The organism is Flavobacterium sp. LC2016-23 (assembly GCF_009674775.1).
In the GTDB taxonomy this organism is placed as follows: Bacteria; Bacteroidota; Bacteroidia; order Flavobacteriales; family Flavobacteriaceae; genus Flavobacterium.
Map to the genome: position 1 here is coordinate 1 of NZ_WKKE01000002.1, position 23,445 is coordinate 23,445.

17 protein-coding genes and 1 rRNA gene are annotated in these 23,445 nt (G+C 35.1%); 7 read left to right on the top strand and 11 right to left on the bottom strand.

Annotated features, from left to right (window positions below):
* The first annotated feature begins 210 nt into the window (after nt 1–210).
* Nucleotides 211–320, top strand: a 5S ribosomal RNA gene (rrf, locus tag GJU43_RS01580).
* 337 nt (nt 321–657) lie between these two features.
* On the opposite strand, the gene GJU43_RS01585 is transcribed toward rrf, so the two are convergent.
* A complete protein-coding gene (locus tag GJU43_RS01585) occupies nt 658–1,071 on the bottom strand; it encodes a response regulator (protein ID WP_154339102.1) in 414 nt (137 codons plus the stop codon).
* Nucleotides 1,072–1,079: 8 nt separating this feature from the next.
* A complete protein-coding gene (locus GJU43_RS01590) occupies nt 1,080–2,792 on the bottom strand; it encodes a PAS domain-containing sensor histidine kinase (RefSeq protein WP_154339103.1) in 1,713 nt (570 codons plus the stop codon).
* 167 nt (nt 2,793–2,959) lie between these two features.
* Here GJU43_RS01590 and typA point away from each other — a divergent pair, with 167 nt between their 5' ends.
* Nucleotides 2,960–4,756, top strand: a complete 1,797-nt coding sequence (gene typA, locus GJU43_RS01595) for a translational GTPase TypA (RefSeq protein ID WP_154339104.1) — start codon at nt 2,960–2,962, stop codon at nt 4,754–4,756.
* 74 nt (nt 4,757–4,830) lie between these two features.
* Here the strand turns inward: typA and GJU43_RS01600 are convergent, their stop codons facing one another.
* Genes GJU43_RS01600 through GJU43_RS01610 form a run of 3 tightly spaced genes read right to left on the bottom strand, consistent with a single transcriptional unit; the run spans nt 4,831 to nt 8,934 of the window.
* Nucleotides 4,831–7,167, bottom strand: a complete 2,337-nt coding sequence (locus GJU43_RS01600) for a T9SS type B sorting domain-containing protein (RefSeq protein ID WP_154339105.1) — start codon at nt 7,165–7,167, stop codon at nt 4,831–4,833.
* Between the two features lie 15 nt (nt 7,168–7,182).
* Nucleotides 7,183–8,019, bottom strand: coding sequence for an ABC transporter permease (locus GJU43_RS01605; protein ID WP_154339106.1), 837 nt, complete (start codon nt 8,017–8,019; stop codon nt 7,183–7,185).
* 3 nt (nt 8,020–8,022) lie between these two features.
* Nucleotides 8,023–8,934: an ABC transporter ATP-binding protein gene (locus GJU43_RS01610; protein WP_154339107.1), complete on the bottom strand. Its 912-nt coding sequence runs from the start codon at nt 8,932–8,934 to the stop codon at nt 8,023–8,025.
* 126 nt (nt 8,935–9,060) lie between these two features.
* On the opposite strand from GJU43_RS01610, the gene GJU43_RS01615 reads away from it, so the two are divergent.
* A complete protein-coding gene (locus GJU43_RS01615) occupies nt 9,061–10,113 on the top strand; it encodes a hypothetical protein (protein ID WP_154339108.1) in 1,053 nt (350 codons plus the stop codon).
* Nucleotides 10,114–10,201: 88 nt separating this feature from the next.
* Entirely contained in the window at nt 10,202–11,059 is an 858-nt protein-coding gene (locus GJU43_RS01620; RefSeq protein WP_154339109.1) for a hypothetical protein, read from the top strand.
* A 250-nt stretch (nt 11,060–11,309) separates the two neighbouring features.
* Here the strand turns inward: GJU43_RS01620 and GJU43_RS01625 are convergent, their stop codons facing one another.
* Nucleotides 11,310–15,041: a metallophosphoesterase gene (locus GJU43_RS01625; RefSeq protein WP_154339110.1), complete on the bottom strand. Its 3,732-nt coding sequence runs from the start codon at nt 15,039–15,041 to the stop codon at nt 11,310–11,312.
* A gap of 26 nt (nt 15,042–15,067) precedes the next feature.
* On the opposite strand from GJU43_RS01625, the gene GJU43_RS01630 reads away from it, so the two are divergent.
* Nucleotides 15,068–16,246, top strand: coding sequence for a Pycsar system effector family protein (locus GJU43_RS01630; RefSeq protein ID WP_154339111.1), 1,179 nt, complete (start codon nt 15,068–15,070; stop codon nt 16,244–16,246).
* Nucleotides 16,247–16,289: 43 nt separating this feature from the next.
* On the opposite strand, the gene GJU43_RS01635 is transcribed toward GJU43_RS01630, so the two are convergent.
* On the bottom strand, nt 16,290–18,659 hold the full coding sequence (locus GJU43_RS01635; RefSeq protein WP_154339112.1) for a GAF domain-containing protein: 2,370 nt from the start codon (nt 18,657–18,659) through the stop codon (nt 16,290–16,292).
* A 228-nt stretch (nt 18,660–18,887) separates the two neighbouring features.
* Here GJU43_RS01635 and GJU43_RS01640 point away from each other — a divergent pair, with 228 nt between their 5' ends.
* Together GJU43_RS01640 and GJU43_RS01645 are read left to right on the top strand one after the other, a co-directional pair.
* Nucleotides 18,888–19,640, top strand: coding sequence for an SDR family oxidoreductase (locus GJU43_RS01640; RefSeq protein WP_154339113.1), 753 nt, complete (start codon nt 18,888–18,890; stop codon nt 19,638–19,640).
* Nucleotides 19,641–19,717: 77 nt separating this feature from the next.
* A complete protein-coding gene (locus GJU43_RS01645) occupies nt 19,718–20,299 on the top strand; it encodes a TetR/AcrR family transcriptional regulator (RefSeq protein WP_154339114.1) in 582 nt (193 codons plus the stop codon).
* Between the two features lie 86 nt (nt 20,300–20,385).
* Here the strand turns inward: GJU43_RS01645 and GJU43_RS01650 are convergent, their stop codons facing one another.
* The 4 genes from GJU43_RS01650 to GJU43_RS01665 form a co-directional block, all read right to left on the bottom strand.
* Complete coding sequence (locus GJU43_RS01650) at nt 20,386–21,444, bottom strand: nucleoid-associated protein (protein WP_132034453.1); 1,059 nt, start codon at nt 21,442–21,444, stop codon at nt 20,386–20,388.
* A gap of 44 nt (nt 21,445–21,488) precedes the next feature.
* Nucleotides 21,489–21,848 carry a four helix bundle protein gene (locus GJU43_RS01655; RefSeq protein WP_154339115.1) on the bottom strand — a complete coding sequence of 120 codons (360 nt, stop codon included), beginning with the start codon at nt 21,846–21,848 and terminating at the stop codon, nt 21,489–21,491.
* Nucleotides 21,849–21,944: 96 nt separating this feature from the next.
* The gene (locus tag GJU43_RS01660; protein WP_154339116.1) at nt 21,945–22,484 is read right to left on the bottom strand and encodes a hypothetical protein; all 540 of its coding nucleotides are present in this window, start codon (nt 22,482–22,484) and stop codon (nt 21,945–21,947) included.
* A 359-nt stretch (nt 22,485–22,843) separates the two neighbouring features.
* Nucleotides 22,844–23,443 carry an HPP family protein gene (locus tag GJU43_RS01665; RefSeq protein WP_154339117.1) on the bottom strand — a complete coding sequence of 200 codons (600 nt, stop codon included), beginning with the start codon at nt 23,441–23,443 and terminating at the stop codon, nt 22,844–22,846.
* Nucleotides 23,444–23,445 lie beyond the last annotated feature (2 nt).

Here is a 23,445-nt window from a genome sequence, read left to right on the forward strand (position 1 = left end):
GGCTATAGATGTAAAGGCAGTAATGTCATAGTCGAGTAGTACTAATAATCCGTAAGCTTATGTACACCCTTTTCCCCAGTGGCAACACTGGGGGAGAAACTTTCTAAAACACAAAACTTTCTTTATCTCAGTATGTTAAGATATTGTTTTAATTATCAATTGTTAATTATCAATTGTCAATTAAAAAGTTACCTCAAGTAACAACGACCTTAAGGTGGTTATTGCGGCGGGGCTCACCTCTTCCCATCCCGAACAGAGTAGTTAAGCCCGCCTGCGCAGATGGTACTGCAGTTATGTGGGAGAGTATGTCGTCGCCTTTCTTTTAAAAACCCTGTTTCTAACGAAACGGGGTTTTTTGTTTTAAGGCTCTTGTCAGTTTTAACCGCAAAGTGCGCGAAAGGTCTTTAAAAATGACGTTAAATCGCAAAGGTCGCAAGGCCTATGCGTGAAGCATTGGAATTTGGAGTTTGTGCCGAAAGCTTGTCAGTATTGGAATTTGTATTTAACCTTAGTGCGTTAGGGATCGCAGCGGTATCCTTTTGCGGGGAAACTAAACCTGTGGCGAAGCCATCCTGAACCAATCCCGCAAAAGATTTAGCGAAGAGCCCGGCCCAGAGGGAAACGCCCAAAAATATAATTACATATTAAGGATATTTCTTAAGGGGTTATCTTTTTTTTAAGATATTCAAGCATTGGTTGTGTTATCGGCTTGGAAAGAAAGTCTATAATGATGGGGTATTTCTTTGCTTTAAGTAAATCTTCGGGGTCAATAGTAGAAGATAATACAATTACATTTGCCTTGTTGAATTCGGTATAATCCGAAGATGTAAAATGATCAAGAAATTCCCAGCCTCCCATAACGGGCATGTTTAAGTCTAAGAAAATTAACTCGGGCTTTTTAGTAATCGTATTTTTGCTGTTGTTGTATTTTAAGATGTTAAAATGGTGTAATGCTTCTTCGCCATTTTGTGCTGTGATAACTTCTTTTGAAAAGGAAGATTTTGAAATTACTTTTTTGCATAACATTAAGGTGATCGGGTCGTCGTCGATGCATAAAATTTGCTCAAGCATAATTGGTGTTAGTTTTTAAATGTTATGGTAAATGTAGTTCCTTTGTTCACCTCGCTATCAATGCTTATTGTTCCTCCCATGGTTTCTACCTGCGATTTTACGAGATAAAGGCCTAATCCTTTACTGTCAGGGTAATTATGAAACCTCTGGTAGAGCCCAAAAACTTTATCTCTGTTTCGTTCTAAATCGATACCAATTCCGTTATCCTTAAAGGTTAATATAGCCTTGTGATCTATTTGTTCTGCTATTATGGATATTTTTAATTTTCTGTTTTCTGATTTGTACTTAATCGAATTGGTGAGCAAATTAAGCAAAATACTTTCTATATAAGCTTTGTTTGTGTTTAATAATGGAACCTTATCAAATTTGAGTTTAATGATGGGTTTATGAAGTTCTATCTGAAAGGATAACTGGCTAAAGACATTCTCGAAAACTTCTTTTAACGAAACTTCTTCTTTTTGCATTGAAGGGTTGTCTTTTATTATAATGACCTTTACTAAATCGTTGATTGTTTCGTTTAATAAATGTGTTGATTTGTTGAAGCCTTTTAAGATTTCATCAAGCTCGGGATTTTCTACTGGGATATCTTCTATAAGATTTAAAAGACCAATTAAATTAGATAATGGTGCACGCAGATTGTGTGATGTTATGTAAGAAAATTGCTTTAGATCCTTGTTGTTTTGGGTCAATTCACGAATGAGGTGCTCTTTTTCTGTTTCTAACTTTTTTTCGTCGGTAATGTCTCTTTGGATGGAGATCCAATGGGAAATTACGCCGTCATTATTAAAAATCGGAATCATAGAGAACCGGACCCAGTATTCTTCTTTTTGTTTGGTATAGCTAATGGTTTCTATTAAGCATTCTTCTTCATTTTTGATGGCTCTTAATAGTTTTTTTAGTTCTTCGGAATCTGAATTTGGTCCTTTGTTGAATATATTTGTAGATTTTCCTATGATCTCATTAGGTTGATAACCTGACATTTGAGAGAAAGCAGGATTGATGTAAACTATTTTTGGAATTCTTCCGTTGGCTGAATTTGCTTCCGTAATTAATATTGAATCTTTAGATTGTGTGATTACGGTTTCTAAAAGTTTTAATCGTTGTTCTTCTTCTTTTTGCTTTGTAATATCCTGAATGGCTCCAATCATTCTGATGGCTCTTCCGTTTTCGTCTTTCAGTAAAAAGCCACGGTCTAAAACATATTTGTAAGTTCCGTCGGCGCATCTGAAGCGATATTGATCCTGCCATTTTTCGGTTTTCTGTTCTATAAATGAATAGAGTTTAATTGACATTCGTATACTATCTTCAGGATGGATTTTGTCAAACCACCATTTTGATGTTTTTCCAACTTCTGTCTGTTTGTACCCGAAAACACTTTCAATGCCTTTGTTCCAGCCGATACTGTCTTCCTGAATTTTCCAATCCCAAATCGTATCACTCGTTGCTTTTGCTACAATGTCATATTTTTCATTTGACTCTTTAATTTCTTCATTTGTTTTTTTTAATTTTTCAAAAACAGCAATATTTTTGCTTTCGTTTTTAGAGAGTATGTATTTGAAAATTAGAGCTGTAATTAATATAAATAAGATATCTTTTATGAAAAATAAATAAAAATATTCTTTGGTTGAGATAAAACTGGTTAGTAATTTATGACAGAAAATGGCCATAAATAACGAAATGATAATATAAATTAGAGTAATAGGGATAGTTTTACTTTTCATTACTCAAATATAGTTAAATTAACCATAATTAAACAATAATTAAACTCATTTTGGCCCCTAAATTTACATTGATTTAATCAACTAATTACTTGTCTATACGCAAACTATCGCAGAAACGTTTTTTATATCAAAATAAAGTGTACCTTTGCACCCATTAAAAATCTCAGATGGAATCTATTAGAAACATTGCAATTATTGCCCACGTCGATCACGGTAAAACCACTTTGGTTGATAAAATTATGTATCACTGTCAATTATTTCGTGACAACGAAAATACAGGTGATTTAATTCTTGATAATAACGATTTAGAGCGTGAGAGAGGTATTACTATTACTTCTAAAAACGTATCAGTTCAATATAAAGGAACAAAAATCAATATTATTGACACTCCTGGCCACGCGGATTTTGGAGGTGAAGTTGAACGTGTATTAAACATGGCCGATGGTGTATGTTTGTTAGTAGATGCTTTTGAGGGCCCAATGCCACAAACGCGTTTTGTACTACAAAAAGCTATTGATTTAGGTTTAAAACCTTGTGTAGTTATCAATAAAGTTGATAAAGAAAACTGTACTCCTGAAGAAGTTCACGAAAAAGTTTTTGACTTAATGTTTGAATTAGGTGCTGAAGAATGGCAGTTGGATTTTCCAACAGTTTATGGTTCTGCTAAAAACAACTGGATGTCTGATCATTGGGAAAACGTAACTGATAATGTGGAAGCATTATTGGATATGGTTGTTGAAAATGTACCTGCTCCTAAAGTTTCTGAAGGAACACCACAAATGTTAATTACTTCTTTAGATTTCTCAGCCTTTACAGGTCGTATTGCTATCGGTCGTCTGGAAAGAGGAGTTTTGAATGAAGGTATGCCAATCTCATTAGTAAAAAGAGATGGTACAATATCTAAATCCCGTATCAAAGAACTTCATACTTTTGAAGGACTTGGCCGTAAAAAAGTACAACAAGTTATTGCCGGAGATATTTGTGCAATCATTGGAGTTGAAGGTTTTGAAATTGGTGATACTATTGCTGATTTTGAAAATCCTGAAGGTCTAAAAACAATTGATATCGACGAGCCTACTATGAGTATGTTGTTTACAATTAATGACTCTCCTTTCTTTGGTAAAGAGGGTAAATTTGTAACTTCTCGTCATATTAGAGAGCGTTTGACAAAAGAATTAGAGAAAAATTTAGCAATGAAATTGGGTGAAACTGATTCTGCTGATAAGTTTATGGTTTTTGGTCGTGGAGTACTTCACTTATCTGTTCTTATTGAAACAATGAGAAGAGAAGGGTATGAGTTACAAATCGGTCAGCCGCAAGTTATCATCAAAGAAATTGATGGTAAAAAATGTGAGCCTATCGAGGAATTGACGATCGATTTACCAGAAAGCCTTTCAGGTAGAGCGGTTGAGTTCGTTACAATGCGTAAAGGTGAAATGCTAAGTATGGAAACTAAAGGGGACCGTATGATTGTAAAATTCAATATCCCATCACGTGGAATTATTGGATTGCGTAATCAATTGCTTACTGCTACTGCTGGTGAAGCGATTATGGCACACCGTTTTATAGGATACGAACCTTACAAAGGAGAAATTGCCGGACGTAACAAAGGTTCATTGATTTCTATGGAGAAAGGAAAAGCTATTCCATATTCTATCGATAAATTACAAGATCGTGGTAAGTTTTTTGTTGAACCAAATGCTGAAATCTACGAAGGTCAGGTAATTGGAGAAAACTCTCGTGGTGATGATATGTGTGTAAACGTAACTAAAGAGAAAAAACAATCTAACGTTCGTTCTTCAGGAAATGATGAAAAAGCAAGAATTATTCCACCGATTATTTTCTCATTAGAGGAAGCTTTAGAGTACATTCAAAAAGATGAATATGTAGAGGTTACACCAAAATCTATTCGTTTAAGAAAAATCTACTTAACAGAGACAGACAGAAAAAGATTTAAATTCTAATATTTGAATTTTATATATAAAAAAAGCCATCCGACTCGGATGGCTTTTTTTATGTCTTAAAGTTGTTAGCAGTATTATCTTTTTATGCTAAAATGGCCTTTGACGTTTTTGCCATTTGTAAAAATTAAATCAAACCAGTAATCGTCAGAAGGAAGTTGCTGACCGTTAAACTGGCCATTCCATCCCGGGCTGTTTTGATTCATCTGTTTTAACAACTTTCCATAACGATTAAAGATAGAAAGCCTGTAGTCCGGAAGCTGGTCCAGATTTTTAATTGCCCATACATCATTAATACCGTCTCCGTTTGGTGTGAAAAATTTAGGATAATCTAAAACATACACCAAATAATAATTAGAGATACCGCAATCATCTTTACTTTGTGCAAGTGCATTATAAATTCCCGGACTCACATTAGCGAAGAAAGGGGCATCCTGAAAATCAATTCCATTTAGGGAGAATTCATAATTGCCAATTCCTGTATATTGTAAGGTAACCGAATTGTCAGTGCCGGAAAAGTCCCTGATAACAGCTCCTGTAATCGAAGCAGGTTCAGATAAAATGACTTTGAATTTTTTAATTTTTTCACAACCGAATTCATTGGTGACTTTTACGGAATATTCTCCGGCTTCAGAAACAGTGATATTAGAAGCTGAGTTATTAGTATCAACATTCCAGAGATAAGAGCTAAAAGTACTGTCTACGGTCAAATCGATTTGGGTGCCTTTGCATAAGCTTTTAGTTTCGTCCTCAAATGCAGGAGGATCAAATGTGTTTACGACAAGCGTAATTGGTGTTATCGCATAACAGTCAGCTCCGTTTACGGCACGGGCATAAATAGTCTGAGAGAAAGCGGTTGTGTTTTTGAAAATGTTGGGCAATACATTTGTTTCTGCCAAGGCATCAGCAGCATTTAAATAATAGTGTATCACTAATCCGGCTGGCAGCCCTGTTCTGACTTGAGGAGTTACCTGCAAATCAAGATCAAACTGATAAAAACCATCCTGATTATTATCTAAGTCACAGGTTGCTATCGGATTCTGATCTGGAATCGTTGCGCCTGAAACTTCCAATGTTATCTGAGGCGTCTTAAAACAGCCATATTTGTTTTCAATTCGGGAAAAAATAACCTGATTAGCACTTTTATTGGTGTATTTTTCAGGAGCAGCAATTTCATTCGTTTTTGATTCAGCATCGGCTAATGATTCATAAAATCCTTTATTTAGAATCTCTGTATCATTATTTTTAATAATATCAACGACTTTCGTTAAATTGAAAACAGAGGTTCCGTCTGTGTTATCATCGCATTGAATCAATTTTGTATTGTTTGCTATAATTTCAGGAGTAAATTCAAGTTTAATTTCACCTGTTAGCACACAAGCTGAAGCTGTTACTGTTGCTTCTACTTTATATGTTCCGGACGCTGTGGCCTTATAGACCGGACCATTTTCCGAATTTATAAGAACTCCATCCTTAAACCATTTATAGGAGTAAGCAGCTGGTAATTTTGTATCTAAAGTTATGGATTCACCAAAACACACGGGATTACTGGTTAGCGCTGTCTGATCGGGACCAAAATCAATTTTTGAAGAAAAGCTACCCGATTGTAAAAAAACTGCAGAGTCATACAATCTATTATCATCATCGGCAATGACCAGTTTTACATGGTATTTTTTTCCGGTAATTACATTTGTCTGAGCATTCATGACAATGGTCTGTCCGGCATAGTTTATAGGACTTGTATTGGTGTTAAGTCCGTTGAAATAATGTATGTTGGATTCGGGACATCCGGGATAAGGATCTCCGTTAATATCATAGCCAGGCTGAATGGTGGGACGAATATTGATAGAAGAAACAGGTGTGTCAGTACCCGGCAGCACAGCCAGATTTTTGTACTCGTCATTGGTTCCGGCTTCTTTGATTAAAAAAGCAAATCCGTCTGAATAACGACAAGGGAAGAAAGACTGATATTCATTCGAAGCAAAAATATAATTGAAGCTCAAAAAATCCGTTAGGGGAACGAAGTCAAATTCCAGTACAGTAGCATTTATAGAATTAATTCCTAAGATCTGATTCAGCTCAAAATCTCCTTGCCATTTGACATCTCCGCCGCCCTGATTGCTTATATAAGGTCCTCTCGCAGATGAACTTGTTGAAGTGGTCAGAACAACACCTTCTTTAAAAGGAAAATTACTTGTTCCGGCATTAAAATACGCAAAACTGTTTTTTCCGGGTGTAAAAGTGTCCCCTGTTCCGGACACATTTGTAACCGAAACACAGGAACTATTTACTAATGTATTTTCTATTAACTGCTGTGGTGTTCTCTGATCGTTAATACTTATAAATTGTGCATTTATCCTGGCAGACGAGCAAAATATAAAGGAAACGAATAAAATTCTCTTAAAATAATTCATAGTAAAGCAAATATACTATAAATCTCTATTTTTTAATAGCTTGTAAGAAAAATGAATAAATAAAAATGTCCAGACCAATACAATCAGTATCGAAAGATAATGTACACTATAATCTTTGCTGCTCTCAACACCCATTTGGCTTCCGATGGTTTTTATTACGGATAATCTTGTAATGGGTTCTACGATCAAATTTGACATTGCTTCCAATGGAAGGAATTGCATAATATAATCTCCGGTATTGCTGTTTGGAAAAATTTTGAAAACTAAAAGGCCTTTAATAATGCCTTCAATGATACTCCATACCAAAAGAAAACCTAATGCAAATGCAGATCGTTTTACTAAAATTCCTAAAAATAAACAGAAAGAAAAGAAACCGGTCAGTTTTACAAAAAAGGCTAACAGGTAATCTAAATCAGTAAAAATGATTCCAAATTCATTATAAGAGGAAAAGGATAATCCTAGAATCAAAGTCATCACAAAAACGAAAATGGTAGAGCAAAAGGCAAAAAGTACTACAGTTAAAAATTTAGACAATATAAATTCCTTTTTACTCAGACCGTCAATTAGATTTTGCTTTAAAGTTCCGTAACTGTATTCGTTAGCCATCATGGAAACGATTACAATGGCCAGGAAAAATTTCAGCCAGGCAGCAACATAAGTATTAAAGTGCCAGATAAAAGGAAAATTAAAAATTCCCATTTCTGCTAAATGAAATTTAAATATCCCAATATCAAATTTTATCGAAGCTATTAAGGCTATAAAGGAAAGTAAAATGAAATAGGTTAATGTAAGGACACGACTGGCTTTGTTTTTCCAGATTTTCTGTAGTTCTATAGAGATAAGTCTTTTCATGGCTTAGTTGTTTTTTATAGTGGCGGTTTTGGTTAATTCTAAAAACTGTGCTTCCAGACTATTTTTGCGTTTTACTAAATGGCTTAAGGCAATGTTTTTAGAAAATAAATACTGATTCAGTTCAGCTGCAGACCATTCTGATTTTAAATACACCAGAATTTTTCCTTCTTCTTCTGTTATTCGGTCTACATTCGGATGCTCTTTCAGAACATTTTTCAAAGCTTCGTTATGATCGGCCTGAAGTTCAAAAAAGCCTTCATTGGCAGACATGCCGTCAACTGAGCCTGAGTATAGAATTTCACCTTTTCTTAATACAATTACATGCGAACATACTTTTTCCACTTCGTCTAATAAATGGGAGGCTAATAAAATAGTTGTTCCCTGAGCCGCAATTTTTCTGATAATATCACGGATCTGATGAATTCCCTGTGGATCCAGACCGTTTGTTGGTTCGTCTAAAATTAAAATTTCAGGATCGTTTAACAAGGCCGATGCAATAGCCAGACGCTGTTTCATTCCTAAAGAAAAGGTACTGAATCTGCTGTCTTTTCTTTCTGTAAGTCCTACTAAATCAAGTTTTTCGGTTATTTTAGAATAGTCAATACTTTTTATTTTACAAACCAGTTTCAGGTTTTCCTCGGCGGTCATGTACGGATAAAAGTTGGGTCTTTCAATGATGGCTCCTACTTTTTTTAAGGCTTCATGTGTCTGCATTTTGCCATTAAACCAACTGTAATTACCTGATGTTTTGTTTACAACGTTTAAAACAATTCCCAAAGTGGTAGATTTTCCACTTCCGTTCGGACCTAAGATGCCGTAAACACGGCCTTTTTGTATTTCAAAAGATACATTTTTTAAGGCCTGAATGCGCCCGTATCTTTTGTGGAGATTTTCGATAGTAAGAATGGTTTCCAAATTTATTTCGGTTTTAGTTTTTAGTATGACGATTCAATTGGCTTATTGTTACGCTAAATTTTATTTATGTGTTTAAAATTATAATTTACTGTAAATTTGTACTAAAGATATTCAAAAGATATTAAAATGAGCGAACCTTTAATGGTCCTAAAAAAACCGTCTTATCCTTTAACACTATCTCTTTTAAGTTATTTGGAACGATACGAACGAATTTCGAAAGTATCGGTGTTCTATGATGACTTATTGCGATTTTCAGGTTCGATAAATGTCTACGATAAAAATGAAACGGATACCTTATGGATTCGTGTCTATTACAATGAATTTGAACGAAATGAGATTGACCTGAACCTGAAACGAATTTATTCGCTGCTGCATTCAGATGGAAACAGTGAAATCATTCAGTTTCTGAATATTGATGCTATAGATTACTGTACTTTCGGAAATTCGAAACCTTTCCGAATAAAAGTCCGAAATATTCTCAATGACAATTATGTTCATTTTTATATTAAAAAAGCAGATGCTTCCCGAATTTACGGATTGGAACTCGAAGATATCCTATCGCCGGATAAAATCAATTTTCTGGTTTATAAAGATACTTTGATCGAAGAACATATTATCGGAATTCCCGGTGATGTTTTTATGGATACTTTGCTGCATAATTGTACCGAAATGGAAAAATCCCAGATAGCAAAAGAATTCGTAAAATTTAATGAACGCTGTATGATCCGTCTTTTAGGCGATATGCGGGCTTATAATTATGTTATTGTCCCTATTCATGATTTTGACCAGGTCGTTTATAAAATCCGCCCTATTGATTTTGACCAGCAATGTTATGAAGGTAATTTTAAGGTGTATCGTCCGCAGTTTTTCAAGGAAAACTATCCGATGATAAAACTAATTAAAGAGAAATTAGAGGAACGTTCGATCATTCAGTACAAAGATGAAGAAAGGGCGATTTTGGCAAAACGGATTCATTCGGCTGAAAACAGGATCAAAAAGTTATTGAATATCATGTGCCACGATACTATTTCGACAGAAGAACATCTGAATCAACTAAAAATGGAATTGTACCGTTATACCAATGATATGAAATTTAAAAACGCCAAATCGATGGGACACATTATGTTTGCTGCCTTTGAATTTATTACACGTAATTTTAAAAACACCAATTTAGTTTGATTTTTAGCACCGGATTTTTATTCGATTTACTTTTGTGAAATCATTTTAATCTATGTAATCCGTGGCTGAATAATTTAAAAATAATACTATGAAAAAGTCTTTTTTGCTTGCCCTTTCAATTGTTTTATTAGCCTGTCAGCAACAATCTGACAGCGATTTGAAAACACTTTTCTCGCTTCCAAAAAAGTTAAAGGAAGTTTCGGGAATCACTTATTTTCCTAAAACCAATCTGATTTATACTTTGGAAGACAGTGGAAATGCCAATAAAATTTACGCTTTGGGTGCTGATGGAAAATTAAATAAAACGATTACCATTTCAAACGCTAAAAATGTAGACTGGGAAGATATTACAAAAGATAAGGCCGGAAATATTTATATAGGTGATTTCGGAAATAATGATAACGAACGAAAAGATTTGTGTATTTATAAAGTTGCGAAAGGTGAGCTTAATAAAGAAAATGCTGTAGCCGAATATAAAGTGTCTTTTTCGTATCCGGAACAAACGGAGTTTCCACCAAAGAAGAAGGAACTATTTTATGATGTTGAAGGTTTTTTTGAACATGGAAACTATTTTTACCTTTTTACAAAAAACAGGAGCAAGGGCTTTGACGGGACTGCTTTTATCTACAAAATTCTAAATGCTCCCGGAGTTCAGAAAGCCACTAAGATCGGAACATTTAAAACCTGTGATACTTATAATCATTGCGTGCTGACAAGCGCTACAATCAGCCCTGACGGAAAAAAAGTGGCTCTGCTAAGCCATGACAAAATTGTTTTGTTTCAGGGATATAAAGGAGATGCTTTTCATAAAGGTTCCCAAACCGAAATAAAACTGAATCACTTTTCCCAAAAAGAAGCGATTGTTTTTAAAGACAACAAAACCTTACTTATCGCCGACGAAAAAACCAACAAAATAGGAGGTAAGGTGTATGAGTTTTTTTTATAAGGCTCTAAGGTTCTGAGTCGCTAAGTTTCTAAGTTTTTTTTTAAGTGTTTAAGTTAATAGCTAATAGTGAAATGTATTAAATGTTTTTTTTGAAACACTAAAAGTATTTTCAATTTTGAATAACGATTACATAAAATAAAAATGTCTGCTTTTATATTTTAAAAGCAGACATTTAACTTTGTTCCTTTGAACCTTTGCGACTTTGAGCCTTAAAAAACCTTAGTACCTTAGCTACTCAGAACCTCAGTACCTAGAAACTATAAGCTGCCCCAAAAATAACTCTTCCCACTTCGTCAGGAGATTTAAAATAAGAGATTCTGGCTGTAATTACGTTGACTGCATTTAGCCAAAGTCCGCCACCATAATCCTGGTGCCATTTTTTTGAATTTTCTCCGTCAAGCCAAATTCTTCCGTAGTCAAAACCACCCAGGATTCCGTAGGTAAACGGAACTATGGTACGGTTAATTTTGCCGAGGCTTAGTCGCAGATCGCTACTTTGTGAGAAATATGAACTTCCTAGAAAACGTTCGTTTCTGTAACCGCGTAAATCGGTATCTCCACCCAAAGTAGCACCCTGATAAAATTCGTAGTTGTTGTTTAAGATTGCTTTTCCTTTCACATAAGTAGCCAAAATCAATTTTCCACTATGATCTATTCGGTGTGTAAAACCTAATGCACTTTCAATGGCAGGGAAATTTTGTTTGGTATCATCCAGATTAGTCGTCCAGCTTGCCATAACCATAAAAGCCATACCTAAAGTTGGTTTTGCTTTAAAATCCGAGTTTTTAAAAGTATATTTAATTCGTGCTCCACTGTAAGACTGACCTTCAAAAATGGTCGGATTTATAATGCCGGGAGTATTGATAAATCTTCCTTCTGTATCTTCGACCTTCATTTTTTCGAAAAAAGGCTGAAAAGTCAATTCGCTTCCATAACGTCCTACATGTCTAAGGGCCGGAGCCACTTTAATCTGCTGGATACGAACTCTGTTATAATCCATTCCGAAATCCTGGTCGTTATTAGGCGTTTCATTTCCATACCCAAAGTAATTCTTGGCAAAATTCGGAGTAGTATATTGTGATTCTACATCAATGACCCATTTTCCTAATAGTCCCGGAAAATGCGCTACATAATTAAATTCAAGACCACCGGTTGCAAAATAATAAAAGGCGTTTAACACATGTCTTTGCGTATACGGATTTTGTTTGAAATTATTGACGGTGTAATTAAAATTAATACCCACTTTTACCCCATCATCAGGGTTAAAACCAATGTTTGGAAGTCCTGAAACTACATTGTATTTTGGCTTTTCATAGTTGTATAAATTGACATCATAATCATCCGTTAACTGGGTTTGGGTCTTTGAATCCAGGTTATAAGTGTTTTCCTTTGATTTGAAATCATAGACAATCACTCTTTTTCCGTTTTCAATGTTGTAAATATCATTGTTCTGACCCCCAATCAAACGAATTTTTATATTCGATTTGTGATTTCCGGTTACCTCAAAAGTATCGTTGTCATCTAAACCATAAATCCAAAGGTTGGAAGTTTTGCTGTCTGTTACATTTTTCGTGTAAATTAATTCATCACCTTCTTTCTTACTTCTGTAGACATTAATTTCTAAACTCTTTTTTGCATTATGATTGATGACAAATTTGTCTTTTCTATCTGTTCCGGCAATCATTATGGTGTGACTCAGGACATCAAAATATTTCGAAGCATATTTCTGCAGCTCTTTTTTCCTGTTTTTTAATTTTTGCTCAATGTCTTTAATTGTGGCATCCTGAACTTCTTTAGGCAAATTTTTAAAAGCATTATCGATATCATTATCAGATAAGTTTTGCTGAATAAATTTCGCCTGTTCGATCCAGTCTTTCTCATCAGCCGTTTTCAGAAAAGCTAAATCTAACGGATAAGGTTCTCTGTTAAGCCATTTTACATTATCGATTTCGTTTTTAAATGTTCGCATGTGGCGAAGTGCCGGAATATTCATTAAAATAGAAAGTAACGTTCCGTCATATTTCACAAAGGCCTGATCGCGATCACGCGGAATTGGCCGATAAACAATCTTGTCCCCAATTTTATATTCTCCCCAACGCCATTGGTCGCTGTGTCGGTCCCAATCGCCAATCAGCATGTCAAACAAACGGGCTTTGATGTATTCTTTTTCATCAACGGTATATTTTTCATCTTTGTGAAGATTTTTCATCATATCATCGGTACTGATGATGTCTCTCGGATGTCCAAAACTTTTGGCATCCAAATGATTGTCGGCTGCTCTCTCTTCAACCATGTATAATTCATCTCCGAAATTTGAATTGAATTCTTTCAGGCCATCCTGCTTCGGAATATAGTACAAAACGGGATTGCTGTGCGCAAGGCCTAATTTGTCTGCCATAGTTCCAACAGCAAATGGAGTGTAGGGATGAGAAGTAGTATAGAAATCCAGTAAAAAACCTTCAGCATACGTATCTTCAAAATCATTTACAATATACTGATCTTTAAAAGCAACAGATTGCAGGAATTGGGTGGCACTTTTTTTCATGGCACGCAATACATATTCACGGCCTTTATCGTCAGACATTCGTAACGATTTAGACTGATGGCCTCCACCTTCACGAATCGGTTTCAAACCTCCCATCAAAGTGTCCAAAGTTGCTGTTTTGGCTTCAATTGGTAAGCTGTAATAGGCTCTGTAATGATTTCCGAATAAGAATCTGTGAAACAGACTTTTCTTCGTCATTTCTTTAGTATAGATAGAAGTGGTTATCGTTTTTGGAAAATTGGTGCTATTGGCAGCCCAGTTAATTTCTTTTGCTTTTATGATTTCATGTTCGAAAAGTAATTTTTCTTTTTGATTTTCTTTTCCAAAGAAATTAACTTTTGCATCGCCGCTTTTAAATAGTGTCAGTGTTGCGTAGCCATTTCCTCCGTACGAAAAATCATTTGCTCCTGTAGCCCTTGCTGCTTCGGATTTCGAACCTGCACCACTAATAATTTGCCTGATATTTTCCCTGTTGATATATTGCAGATTATGATCGTGTCCCGAAACTACAATTACATTTTTCTGTCCCTGGAGTAAGGTTTTTATTCGCTTTGCGTAAATCGTGTATTGTTTATTTTGTAAATCCTGCGGACTTATACCGGATGTCTTTCGTAATAAATTAATAAAAGAACCAATAATAGGAAGCGGAATTTTATTTTCCAATGGGAATAATTGTTTTTCCAGCGAAAACTGACCACCATGTGTCCCATTACTCATTAAAGGATGATGAATAGCAAGAACTACCGTTTTTTCCTGGTTTTTGTTTAAAAGATTTTCAAGTTCATCAAAGAAGTCTTCTCTTGTTTTGATATCACAATTGTCATTAATAGTAGGGTGATGATCCCAGTTTTCGAGATACCATTCACTGTCTACCGTAATTAATGTCGAAGTACTGTCAATTTTCACATCTTCAATCGGACAGCCTTTGCGTGGTAAAAAAGCTTTTTTATCATTAAGGTATTTTGTTACAAAATCGGCCTGACGTTCCAAGCCGCTAATACCGCTGTACCAGTCATGATTTCCGGGAATAAAGATCGTTTTTCCTTTAAATCCTTCGGTTAGTTTTAATTGATTTTTAAGTTTTGTCTCTGCGGTCGCTTTTTCTGCAGCATTATTATCACCGGGGAAACCTTTCGGATATATATTGTCTCCCAAAAACACTAAAGTCGATTTTTTATTTGCTTTTTTTAGCTTTTTATGCAATAATTCAAGTGTCTGCTGCGCTTGTGCTTCGTCAGCATTTCCGGCATCTCCGACTAAAAAAAGAGTGTGGGCAATTTTTATGGTATCTGTTGCGTTTTCATTTTCGTTGGCGCTTACATTTTTTCCGTATTCTGCTTTATGTGTAGCACACGAGTGAAGTATTAACACAGAGGTTATTACCAAAGAATAGTTTTTAATCTTAGTAATAAAATGGTTATCCAAAAACAATTTCATAATTTCGTGGTATAAAAATATTCTTTATGAATTTAATAGAACAATCCGAAGATTTCGTCAGTAATTTACTCAAAGATAACCTTTCTAATCTATATTCTTACCATAATATTAACCATACTTTTAATGTAGTAACTGCGGTTAATAAGCTTTGTACGAAGGAAAATGTGGGGGGTGCCGAAAAAGAAATGCTTTTAGTGGCTGCATGGTTTCATGATACGGGTTACATAAAAGGTGTAGAAGACCATGAAAATGAGAGCGTAAAGATCGCAACGGCCTTTTTGAAAACGAAAGACCAATCAGAGGCATTTATAGCGGAAGTTTCGAAACTTATTTTGGCTACCTCAAAAACGTATGTTCCGCAAACACACCTGGAAAAGATTATAAAAGATGCTGATTACGTTCATATTACAAGTTTAGAATACGAATCCACGTGTGAATTGCTGCGTTTTGAATTAAAAAACACCCTGAACCTTTCTTTCTCCAGCTTAGACTGGGCAAAGGAAAACCTTAGTTTTTTGATAAACAAACATCGGTTTTATACGGATTATGCGCTGAAAAAATGGCAGCCTCTAAAAGAGAAAAATATTGCTACGGTTCAGAAAAGGTTAAATAAGGAGGAATTGAAAAAAGCAAAAGAGTCTGAAGCCGAAGAAAAAAAGAAAGATAAAGTAGAAAAACCGGACCGTGGTGTAGATACTTTATTTCGTGTCACTCTGGGAAATCATACCCGTCTCAGCGGAATTGCAGATAGTAAGGCGAATATTCTCTTGTCAGTAAATGCGATTATTATTTCGATTGCGCTTTCTTCAATTATACCAAAATTAGACAGTCCAAAAAATGCGCATCTGGTGATTCCGACTTTTATTATGCTGATGTCGAGTGTGATCACTATTATTTTTGCTATTCTGTCTACACGTCCAAAAGTAACTTCGGGTTTTTTTACACGTGAGGATGTTGAAGCTAAAAAAGTAAATTTGATGTTTTTTGGAAATTTCTACAAAATGCCGCTTAAAGATTATGACTGGGCCATGAATGAAATGATGAAGGACCGTGATTATCTGTATTCGACCATGATCAAAGATTTATATTATCTCGGATTGGTATTACAGCGCAAATATAATTTACTGCGAATTGCATACAACTTTTTTATGGTTGGCATTATCATCACCGTTATTGCATTTGTGATCGCTTTTAAAAGCTTATAAAAAAAAAGCTCAACTAGTTTAAAGTTGAGCTTTTTTTATAAAACTAGTTGAGTTCATCCAGTAAATCCTGATAGGTAATTTTTTTAGCATTGGCATTGGTAATGTTATTAATTACTTTTACGCGTATGGCTCTCAAGCCTGAAACACCCTGTAAATCTTCCACTTCAAATTGCTCGATTGCAGGTTCCAGTATTTTTTTGTGCTGTAAATATTTAATGTATTTCAGATATTCAGCTTCTTCGCTATTTTGGGAATATACGATCGTAATTTTTTCTTTCTCCGTAATTCTGTCTTTTGTGCCTTTGATATTTGCTTTGTCAATACGCTTTTTAACCACCTCATATCTTGCGTTATAAGTTCCATCAACATCAAAACGTTTTTCATCCATTCTGAAACGAATAGAAAGCGCGGAACTGAAGACGAGAATTAAAGATGTTACATCCAGTTCATATGGTAAAGATTCTTTAAGCTGATGATGTTCCAGTTCCATTTCACATAAAGTCTGCAGCTGCCATAAACGCAGGTTGTGCAGATACATGATGTCAAAAGGTTTTGTTGGTGCTATGGAAGCTCCGATATATAAATTATGCTCAACACCATCGGTTTTAAAACGCTCGTAATAATGCGGGTAGATCTGCTGGGCTTCCAATTGTTTTTTGTCCAGTACAGAAGCCAGTTTTTTATTGATGATGGACATCGCATTATCAAATTTCTTTCTTTCCTGGTAAAACATTCCTGTTTTTTCATCTAAGCTTTCAAAATACAACTGCTCTAATTTTTCATTTTTAGCGGTGTCTTTTGTGTTTTTTAGAAGAGGATGAATTTCTTCTTCGATATAACGCTGAATATGTTGTTCGGTATCTGCTTTTAAAGGCTGATCCAATTCGTCCCGAAGCGATTCCAATTCAAATTTACGCTGTTCCAGAAGCATCAGGTTGCTGTTGGGTTTCTGGTTTCCGAAAATTTCCAAAATGGTCGTAAGCTGATTTTTTAAATCTCTCTTAACCGTTTCATTTCGATGCTCTGAAGAACCTTTAATGTCAATTTGTCCGTATAACGGGAAAACGTTTTTAAATACAATTTCCTTAAAAATATAATCTTTAGCAGGATTGTTGTTTTGAAAGTAATTTTGGGATTCTTTTTTAAATTTCCAATACACACTTGGGTGAATTGTGGTGTATTCACGCTGAATAATCGCTTCCACCTGATGTTGCATGTCCGTATTATAACGATCGATAGTGTCGGTTAAATAAGGCAGGACCAATTCCAGTTTGGTAGCGTTTACGCTGTTTAAGCTTCTTGGATTTTCAGAAACCAGTTCGACAACACCCAGTAAATGCCCGTCTTTGATGACCGGAGCAAAAACACAACTCTGAATGTTTTGTTTTAGTAAATGTTCACCCAGTCTCTTATTTGGAGATTCTTCCATGAATTTTTTAACATTGGAAATAACAAAAGGCTCCTGTTTATCCAATAAATTTTCAAAAGAACATCCGAAAAAAGCATTTTTGCAATCGACTTCCTGATCGGTTGAAAGTAAAAAACTTTGCAGCTGATTATCATATTTAATTGGTCTTATAAATTTTTCTTCCTCCGGATTATAGATGATAAAACCCACTTTTAAATCAGGAACTTTAAAAATAGATTTAAAAATATTTTCGATAATATCATTGGATGCTACCGTTTTTGTATCGGGTTTCAGAAGATTGCTTTTTAAATTGGAGATGGCACTTTCCGTAGTGGCGTCAAATAAAGAAACAATTCCGAAACCTTTTAGCATCCAGCTTCCGGGAGGAAATTTTGATTTCCATAATTCCGTATCATTATAATTGTCAATTAACAGATCGATATCATCTTGTGTAAGCGAAACAGAACGTTCTGTTGGCGTGATTTCCATAAAATCGGCATTATACAGAATACGATAATGTTTTTCAATTCCGTTTTCATCCGGAATATCATAAAAAAAGATTTTATTGAAATCTATATTTTGTCCATAATAACTGCTCAGAATCAGGCAGCAGTTATTAATATAGAACTGGTGATTATCAAAATCACGAATTTCCATATAAAACTCATCACCGGCATTACGCAATATTCTTTTGAAACGTTCTGTATAATTGAAGGAAATGTTTTGAAACGGAATAGTAACCGCTTTTATTTCATTGTAAGTCAAAGCTGTCGGGAATAAATCAGCCAGTATGTTTTTAATTAAAGCCTCATTGTTTTTGATAATACTGAAATCTTCAATTCCAGTCTTCAACTGAGGTATAGATTCTATTTGTTTTAAAATAGCTTTCGCATAGTTCGAACGATAATCTACATCAGATAAAGCAATTTCTTCAAAAGATTCAATTAGTTTATGAAAGGAGATTATGGTTTTGAAAGGACTTTCTGCGTGCAAAAGAGTATCCATTTGTTTTTGATTTAGAATGCAAAATTAAGCAAAAATTAAGAATGTTACTTCTTTTGCCATCTCTTTCGCTTATGGTTTGATAGATTTTTATAGGCTGGAAACCAAAGGATTCAGCGCTTCTTTTTTATTTAACAAAATATTAACCTGATAAATAACGGAACGATCATTCCGTTATTGTATCTTTGCACCATAATAATTGAATAATCAATACTTTAAAAACAAATAAAAATGAAAAATTTAGAAAAAAAAGTTGCCCTTATAACAGGTGGAAATAGCGGAATAGGTTATGCTGCCGCAGCGGAATTTGTAGAAAGAGGCGCAAAAGTAATTATCACAGGAAGAAACAAGGAAGCTTTGGTGAAAGCAGAAAACGAACTGAATGTAACCGGAATTGTTGCTGATCAGGGAAATTTAAAATCGATTGATAATCTGGTAGCTGAAGTTGCCGCAAAATTTGGTAAAATTGATATTGTATTTTTAAATGCCGGAGTGGCTTCATTTGCACCTTTGGAGTCTGCATCAGAAGAACATTACGATTCTATTATGAATGTAAATGTAAAAGGCGTTTATTTTACGCTTCAGAAATTATTGCCCATTTTGAATGACGGAGGTTCCGTAATTTTCAATACTTCTATCAATGCAAGTGTGGGTATGCCGAATTCAGGTGTTTATGCCGCTAGTAAAGCAGCTCTTTTATCTTTAAACAGGGTATTTGCAACTGAATTGGCGCCAAGAAATATCAGAATCAATGCGGTTTCTCCAGGACCTGTTGAAACACCGCTTTACGGAAAATTAGGTTTGGAAAAAGAAGAAGTGGAAGGTTTTGGAACTATTTTAGGAGAGAAAATATTATTGAAACGTTTTGGTAAAGCTTCAGAAATTGCAAAAACTGTAGCTTTCCTGGCTTCTGATGATGCATCGTTTATTACCGGTACCGAAATTGTTGTCGACGGTGGATTAATCGTTAACGCTGTTGTTTAATTTTTTTTTTTTACTTTAATTCAGGAACGATTGTTCCGTATTTTATGTATCTTTGCAAAGAATTTAATTAGGGAGTCATGGCCAGAACGAAAGAATTTAACGAAGAGAAAGCTTTGGATAAAGCTATTGAGATTTTCTGGCACAAAGGGTATAACGGAACTTCGGCTCAGGATCTTGTAACCCATTTGGGTTTAAGCCGCTCCAGTTTGTACGATACGTTTGGTGACAAGCAAAAGCTTTTTTCTATGGCCCTGAAAAGATATCAAAAGCAAGGTGAGGATTATGTAAGAGAGCTTCTGCAAGAATCTGAAGATATCAAAGCAACCCTGACAGAAATCTTTAAGCAGGCTGTTGCAGAAAGTCTGGAAGACCGTATTACAAAAGGCTGTTTTATGGTAAATTCCTCGGTAGAACTTGCCATGCATGACGAAGAAATTGCCAAAATAGTGAATGATAACCGAGTGACTATGCAGGATATTTTTCTAAAAGCCGTAACAAAAGGGCAGGAGGCAGGACAAATTTCGACGAAACAGAATGCCAGAACGCTGGCTCGTTTTATCTTTAATAATTATACCGGAATCAGGGTTTTGGCCCGTTCGGGAGAGAAAGACAAACAAGCTTACGATGATATTCTCAAAGCAATGTTTTCGTTGTTTTAGTTGGGAAGTATTTAATTAAAAAACGGCAATTACATATAGTAGTTGCCGTTTTTTGTTTAAGTAAGTAATAGAAAATGAATGACTTTTTAGCTTTTTTCTTCTTTATTGAAGTAAACTAAATAGTAATACATTTGTTTTTCTTCATCCCACCCTTTTTCAACGTATTTTTCTGCGCTTTCCGGATTGATGAAATCCATTTTTATCTGAATATGCGTATCCAGATTAATCACATTTTTAATCGATTTTCGGGCGTCAGAAACTGCTGCATTGGCAATTGGGAATGAGGTTACATCTTCGATGCTGTATTTTTCTCCTTTATCCACTTTATAGTTTTTGAATTCAGGAATTAAGTCAGGGTTGTCCAGTACTTCGTTTAGGAAATTTTGTTCTTCAAACTGATCGTTTTTGGCGAAATAATTCACAGAACGGTTCATAAACATCACCTCTTCTTTTTTGTCTTCTGCCGGTAAAACGACGTCTTTAGCGAAGTTCTGACAGAATTTTAAGTACTTTTTAGTGATAAAATTTTCATCTTCAAAAGCATCAACAGATAGAAAATGCTCCAGCCAGTAACGTGCGTCATAACGGTTGCTGTCTACGGTAAGAATTTTATATCCTTCTTCTTTTTTATAATTAAAGATCAGACATCCTTTATCTAATTTGCTTAGGTTGATTCCTTGTTGCAGGATCATTTCAAGGTTGCTGTCTTTTTCCTCGAATTGTAAAAAGTCAGCTTGTAATTCACTTTTAAAAATTCCGATAGCATCCACAACATTGTTGTCAATACTTAAATTGGTCAGATAGGTCACATACACCTCTCCGTTCTTAATATGCGGGTGATTGGACTGCTCGAATAAATGTGTCGTGATTTTTTTGGAAATTTCCTGCACATTTGCCGGATTAGCAAAAATCTCGGTAGCATATTTAAACATGTCATTGTAATCCAAATCTACTTCGTGCGCAAACTGATAATAGTTTTCTTCTTTTTCTCTAAAAGGCTTAAAGAAGTACTCTTTTATCAAAGGCACAATTTCATCATTTAAATTAAATGGCTGTTCCGATAAAAAAATCGCTTCGTTTCTGCTTTTGTTTCCTACGCGGTGTATCGAAAGCGTCTCGATGTGGGTGTTGAATAAGTTGATCATATTTAAAGGTTCTGAGGTTCTGAGTCGCTAAGGTTCTGAGTTTTTTAGTTTCTGTCTTTTATTTTTTTTATAAACGAAACTAGCATTCTCTCTACTTCCCGGCTGTCCTCATATAAATTATTAAATTCTTGTTCGTTAAGATAGGTTATATTTTTAGCAATTTCTAACTGAGTCTGCATTTCAAATAAAGAAGCTATTGCTATATTTAAAAAGCGCAAAAAATCTTTATCACTTTCTCGTCCGTATCCTTCTGCAATATTGCTTGGGATTGAAATCGAACTTCGTCTGATTTGTGAAGTTAATCCGAAGATTTCTTCTTTCGGGAAATGGTTTGTTGAAAAATAGATTTTGGTAGTGAGGGCAACTGATTTCTGCCAGATTAAAAGTTTTCTAAAGTCACTCATTTTTTATTAATTTATTAAAGTTAATAAAAATAAGAAAAAACCTTCAAAATAAAAACCTTAGAATCTTAGCGACTCAGAACCTCAGGACCTTTCCGTTTAATTCCAATTCTCCTCAAACCCGAAATCCTCAAAGCTGTCGTCTCCTTCAAACATATCCAGATCATCTTCGTCTAAATCATCTTCAAATTCGCCGTAGATATCGTCATGCATATCAGCTTCAAAGTTTTTTTCGATGGCTTCGTCCGGCATTTCACCGTGAGAGAATAGCGTTTCCGGATAAATTGCGGTAGCCGATTGCTCTTCTACAGCGGCCAATTCTACAAGGAAAGTCCACATATTGATGAAATCGTACACATAGATAATTTTGGTATTTTCTTTGTCTAAAATATCAGATAATGCGTAATCGCTCATGGTTTTTTGTTCGCCGGGAACGTCTCCGGTATCAAAAAGCGGAATTTCATCTTCCTGATTCCAAGTTTCATCGCAGGTATAAAACGAAGCTACTTCCATTCCGTCAAAACCAAAAGCGTTGAAGATCGCATTGTGTAAATCCTCAAGGGTATCGTCCTCAAGAATTGCAATGTCTCTGAAAATATCTTCTTCGGCGTCTAGAATTACTCTAAATTTATAAACCATAATCTTTGTATTTTTTGAAAAGTCAAAGGTAAAATATAAAAAACGAAATACGAATTTTGAATTACGATTTGTTGAAAAGATTTTAGAAAGGGATTAATCTTAACGAATGAAGTTGGTATTACCCCGTGTGTCAGGCTGAGCGGAGTCGAAGCCCATTACAATTCGCATACCTTCGACTTCGCTCAGGATGACACCAGGTCAACATGCTTCCTTTAAGGTTTTCAAAACCTTACAGATTTTAATAATGACTAAAGTTTAAAATTTTCGTTGTGACTGTCAGGCTGAGCGGAGTCGAAGCCCCGTTCCAATTGACAAGCCCTCGACTTCAATCAGGATGACAATCATTTTTCGAATAAAAATTACTTCCCAACCAATCGCTTTCTGATCTTATGATAACGTTTGTGATATGTGCTATGACTTGGATAGGTTCTGCCTGAAGTCATGTTATTAAAAATTAGCGCCGTTATAAATAGAATTAATACACCGTCTAAAACGGGAGAAAGTACATACATATAACCTAAATTTTTTATCTGAGCAGAGCCTGTAACTGCAATAAGTGCGGTTGCACCTCCGGGTGGATGAAGTGTTTTAGTAATTTGCATAAAAATAATAGAAAGCGAAACCGCAAGTGGTGCAGCTAACCAAATAATATCAGGCACCAGCTTGTTTACTGTAACGCCAATAATCGCCGAGATCAAATGGCCACCAATTAAATTTCGGGGCTGTGAAAACGGACTTTGGATAATTCCATAAACTAATACGCTTGATGCTCCAAAAGAACCAATTAAAAAAACAATATCGCTGCCGGAAAAGCGAATAGATTCCAGATAAGCGAGGATTCCAATTCCGATAAAGGAACCTAAAAAGGACCAAAAATGTTCTTTATAATCAATTAAGGTTTCTTTGTAAAGGATATAACGGGTTTTGCGATAACTTCTTTTTATTTTCTGAACTGGCATGC

Excerpts from the sequence above, each read along its gene's own strand:
- GJU43_RS01650 (WP_132034453.1), bottom strand. The coding sequence starts at position 21,444 with ATGATCAACTTATTCAACACCCACATCGAGACGCTTTCGATACACCGC.
- GJU43_RS01585 (WP_154339102.1), bottom strand. The coding sequence starts at position 1,071 with ATGCTTGAGCAAATTTTATGCATCGACGACGACCCGATCACCTTAATG.
- GJU43_RS01660 (WP_154339116.1), bottom strand. The coding sequence starts at position 22,484 with ATGGTTTATAAATTTAGAGTAATTCTAGACGCCGAAGAAGATATTTTC.
- GJU43_RS01630 (WP_154339111.1), top strand. The coding sequence starts at position 15,068 with ATGAATTTAATAGAACAATCCGAAGATTTCGTCAGTAATTTACTCAAA.
- GJU43_RS01635 (WP_154339112.1), bottom strand. The coding sequence starts at position 18,659 with ATGGATACTCTTTTGCACGCAGAAAGTCCTTTCAAAACCATAATCTCC.
- GJU43_RS01665 (WP_154339117.1), bottom strand. The coding sequence starts at position 23,443 with ATGCCAGTTCAGAAAATAAAAAGAAGTTATCGCAAAACCCGTTATATC.
- GJU43_RS01640 (WP_154339113.1), top strand. The coding sequence starts at position 18,888 with ATGAAAAATTTAGAAAAAAAAGTTGCCCTTATAACAGGTGGAAATAGC.
- GJU43_RS01620 (WP_154339109.1), top strand. The coding sequence starts at position 10,202 with ATGAAAAAGTCTTTTTTGCTTGCCCTTTCAATTGTTTTATTAGCCTGT.
- GJU43_RS01590 (WP_154339103.1), bottom strand. The coding sequence starts at position 2,792 with ATGAAAAGTAAAACTATCCCTATTACTCTAATTTATATTATCATTTCG.
- GJU43_RS01655 (WP_154339115.1), bottom strand. The coding sequence starts at position 21,848 with ATGAGTGACTTTAGAAAACTTTTAATCTGGCAGAAATCAGTTGCCCTC.
- GJU43_RS01625 (WP_154339110.1), bottom strand. The coding sequence starts at position 15,041 with ATGAAATTGTTTTTGGATAACCATTTTATTACTAAGATTAAAAACTAT.
- typA (WP_154339104.1), top strand. The coding sequence starts at position 2,960 with ATGGAATCTATTAGAAACATTGCAATTATTGCCCACGTCGATCACGGT.
- GJU43_RS01600 (WP_154339105.1), bottom strand. The coding sequence starts at position 7,167 with ATGAATTATTTTAAGAGAATTTTATTCGTTTCCTTTATATTTTGCTCG.
- GJU43_RS01615 (WP_154339108.1), top strand. The coding sequence starts at position 9,061 with ATGAGCGAACCTTTAATGGTCCTAAAAAAACCGTCTTATCCTTTAACA.
- GJU43_RS01645 (WP_154339114.1), top strand. The coding sequence starts at position 19,718 with ATGGCCAGAACGAAAGAATTTAACGAAGAGAAAGCTTTGGATAAAGCT.
- GJU43_RS01605 (WP_154339106.1), bottom strand. The coding sequence starts at position 8,019 with ATGAAAAGACTTATCTCTATAGAACTACAGAAAATCTGGAAAAACAAA.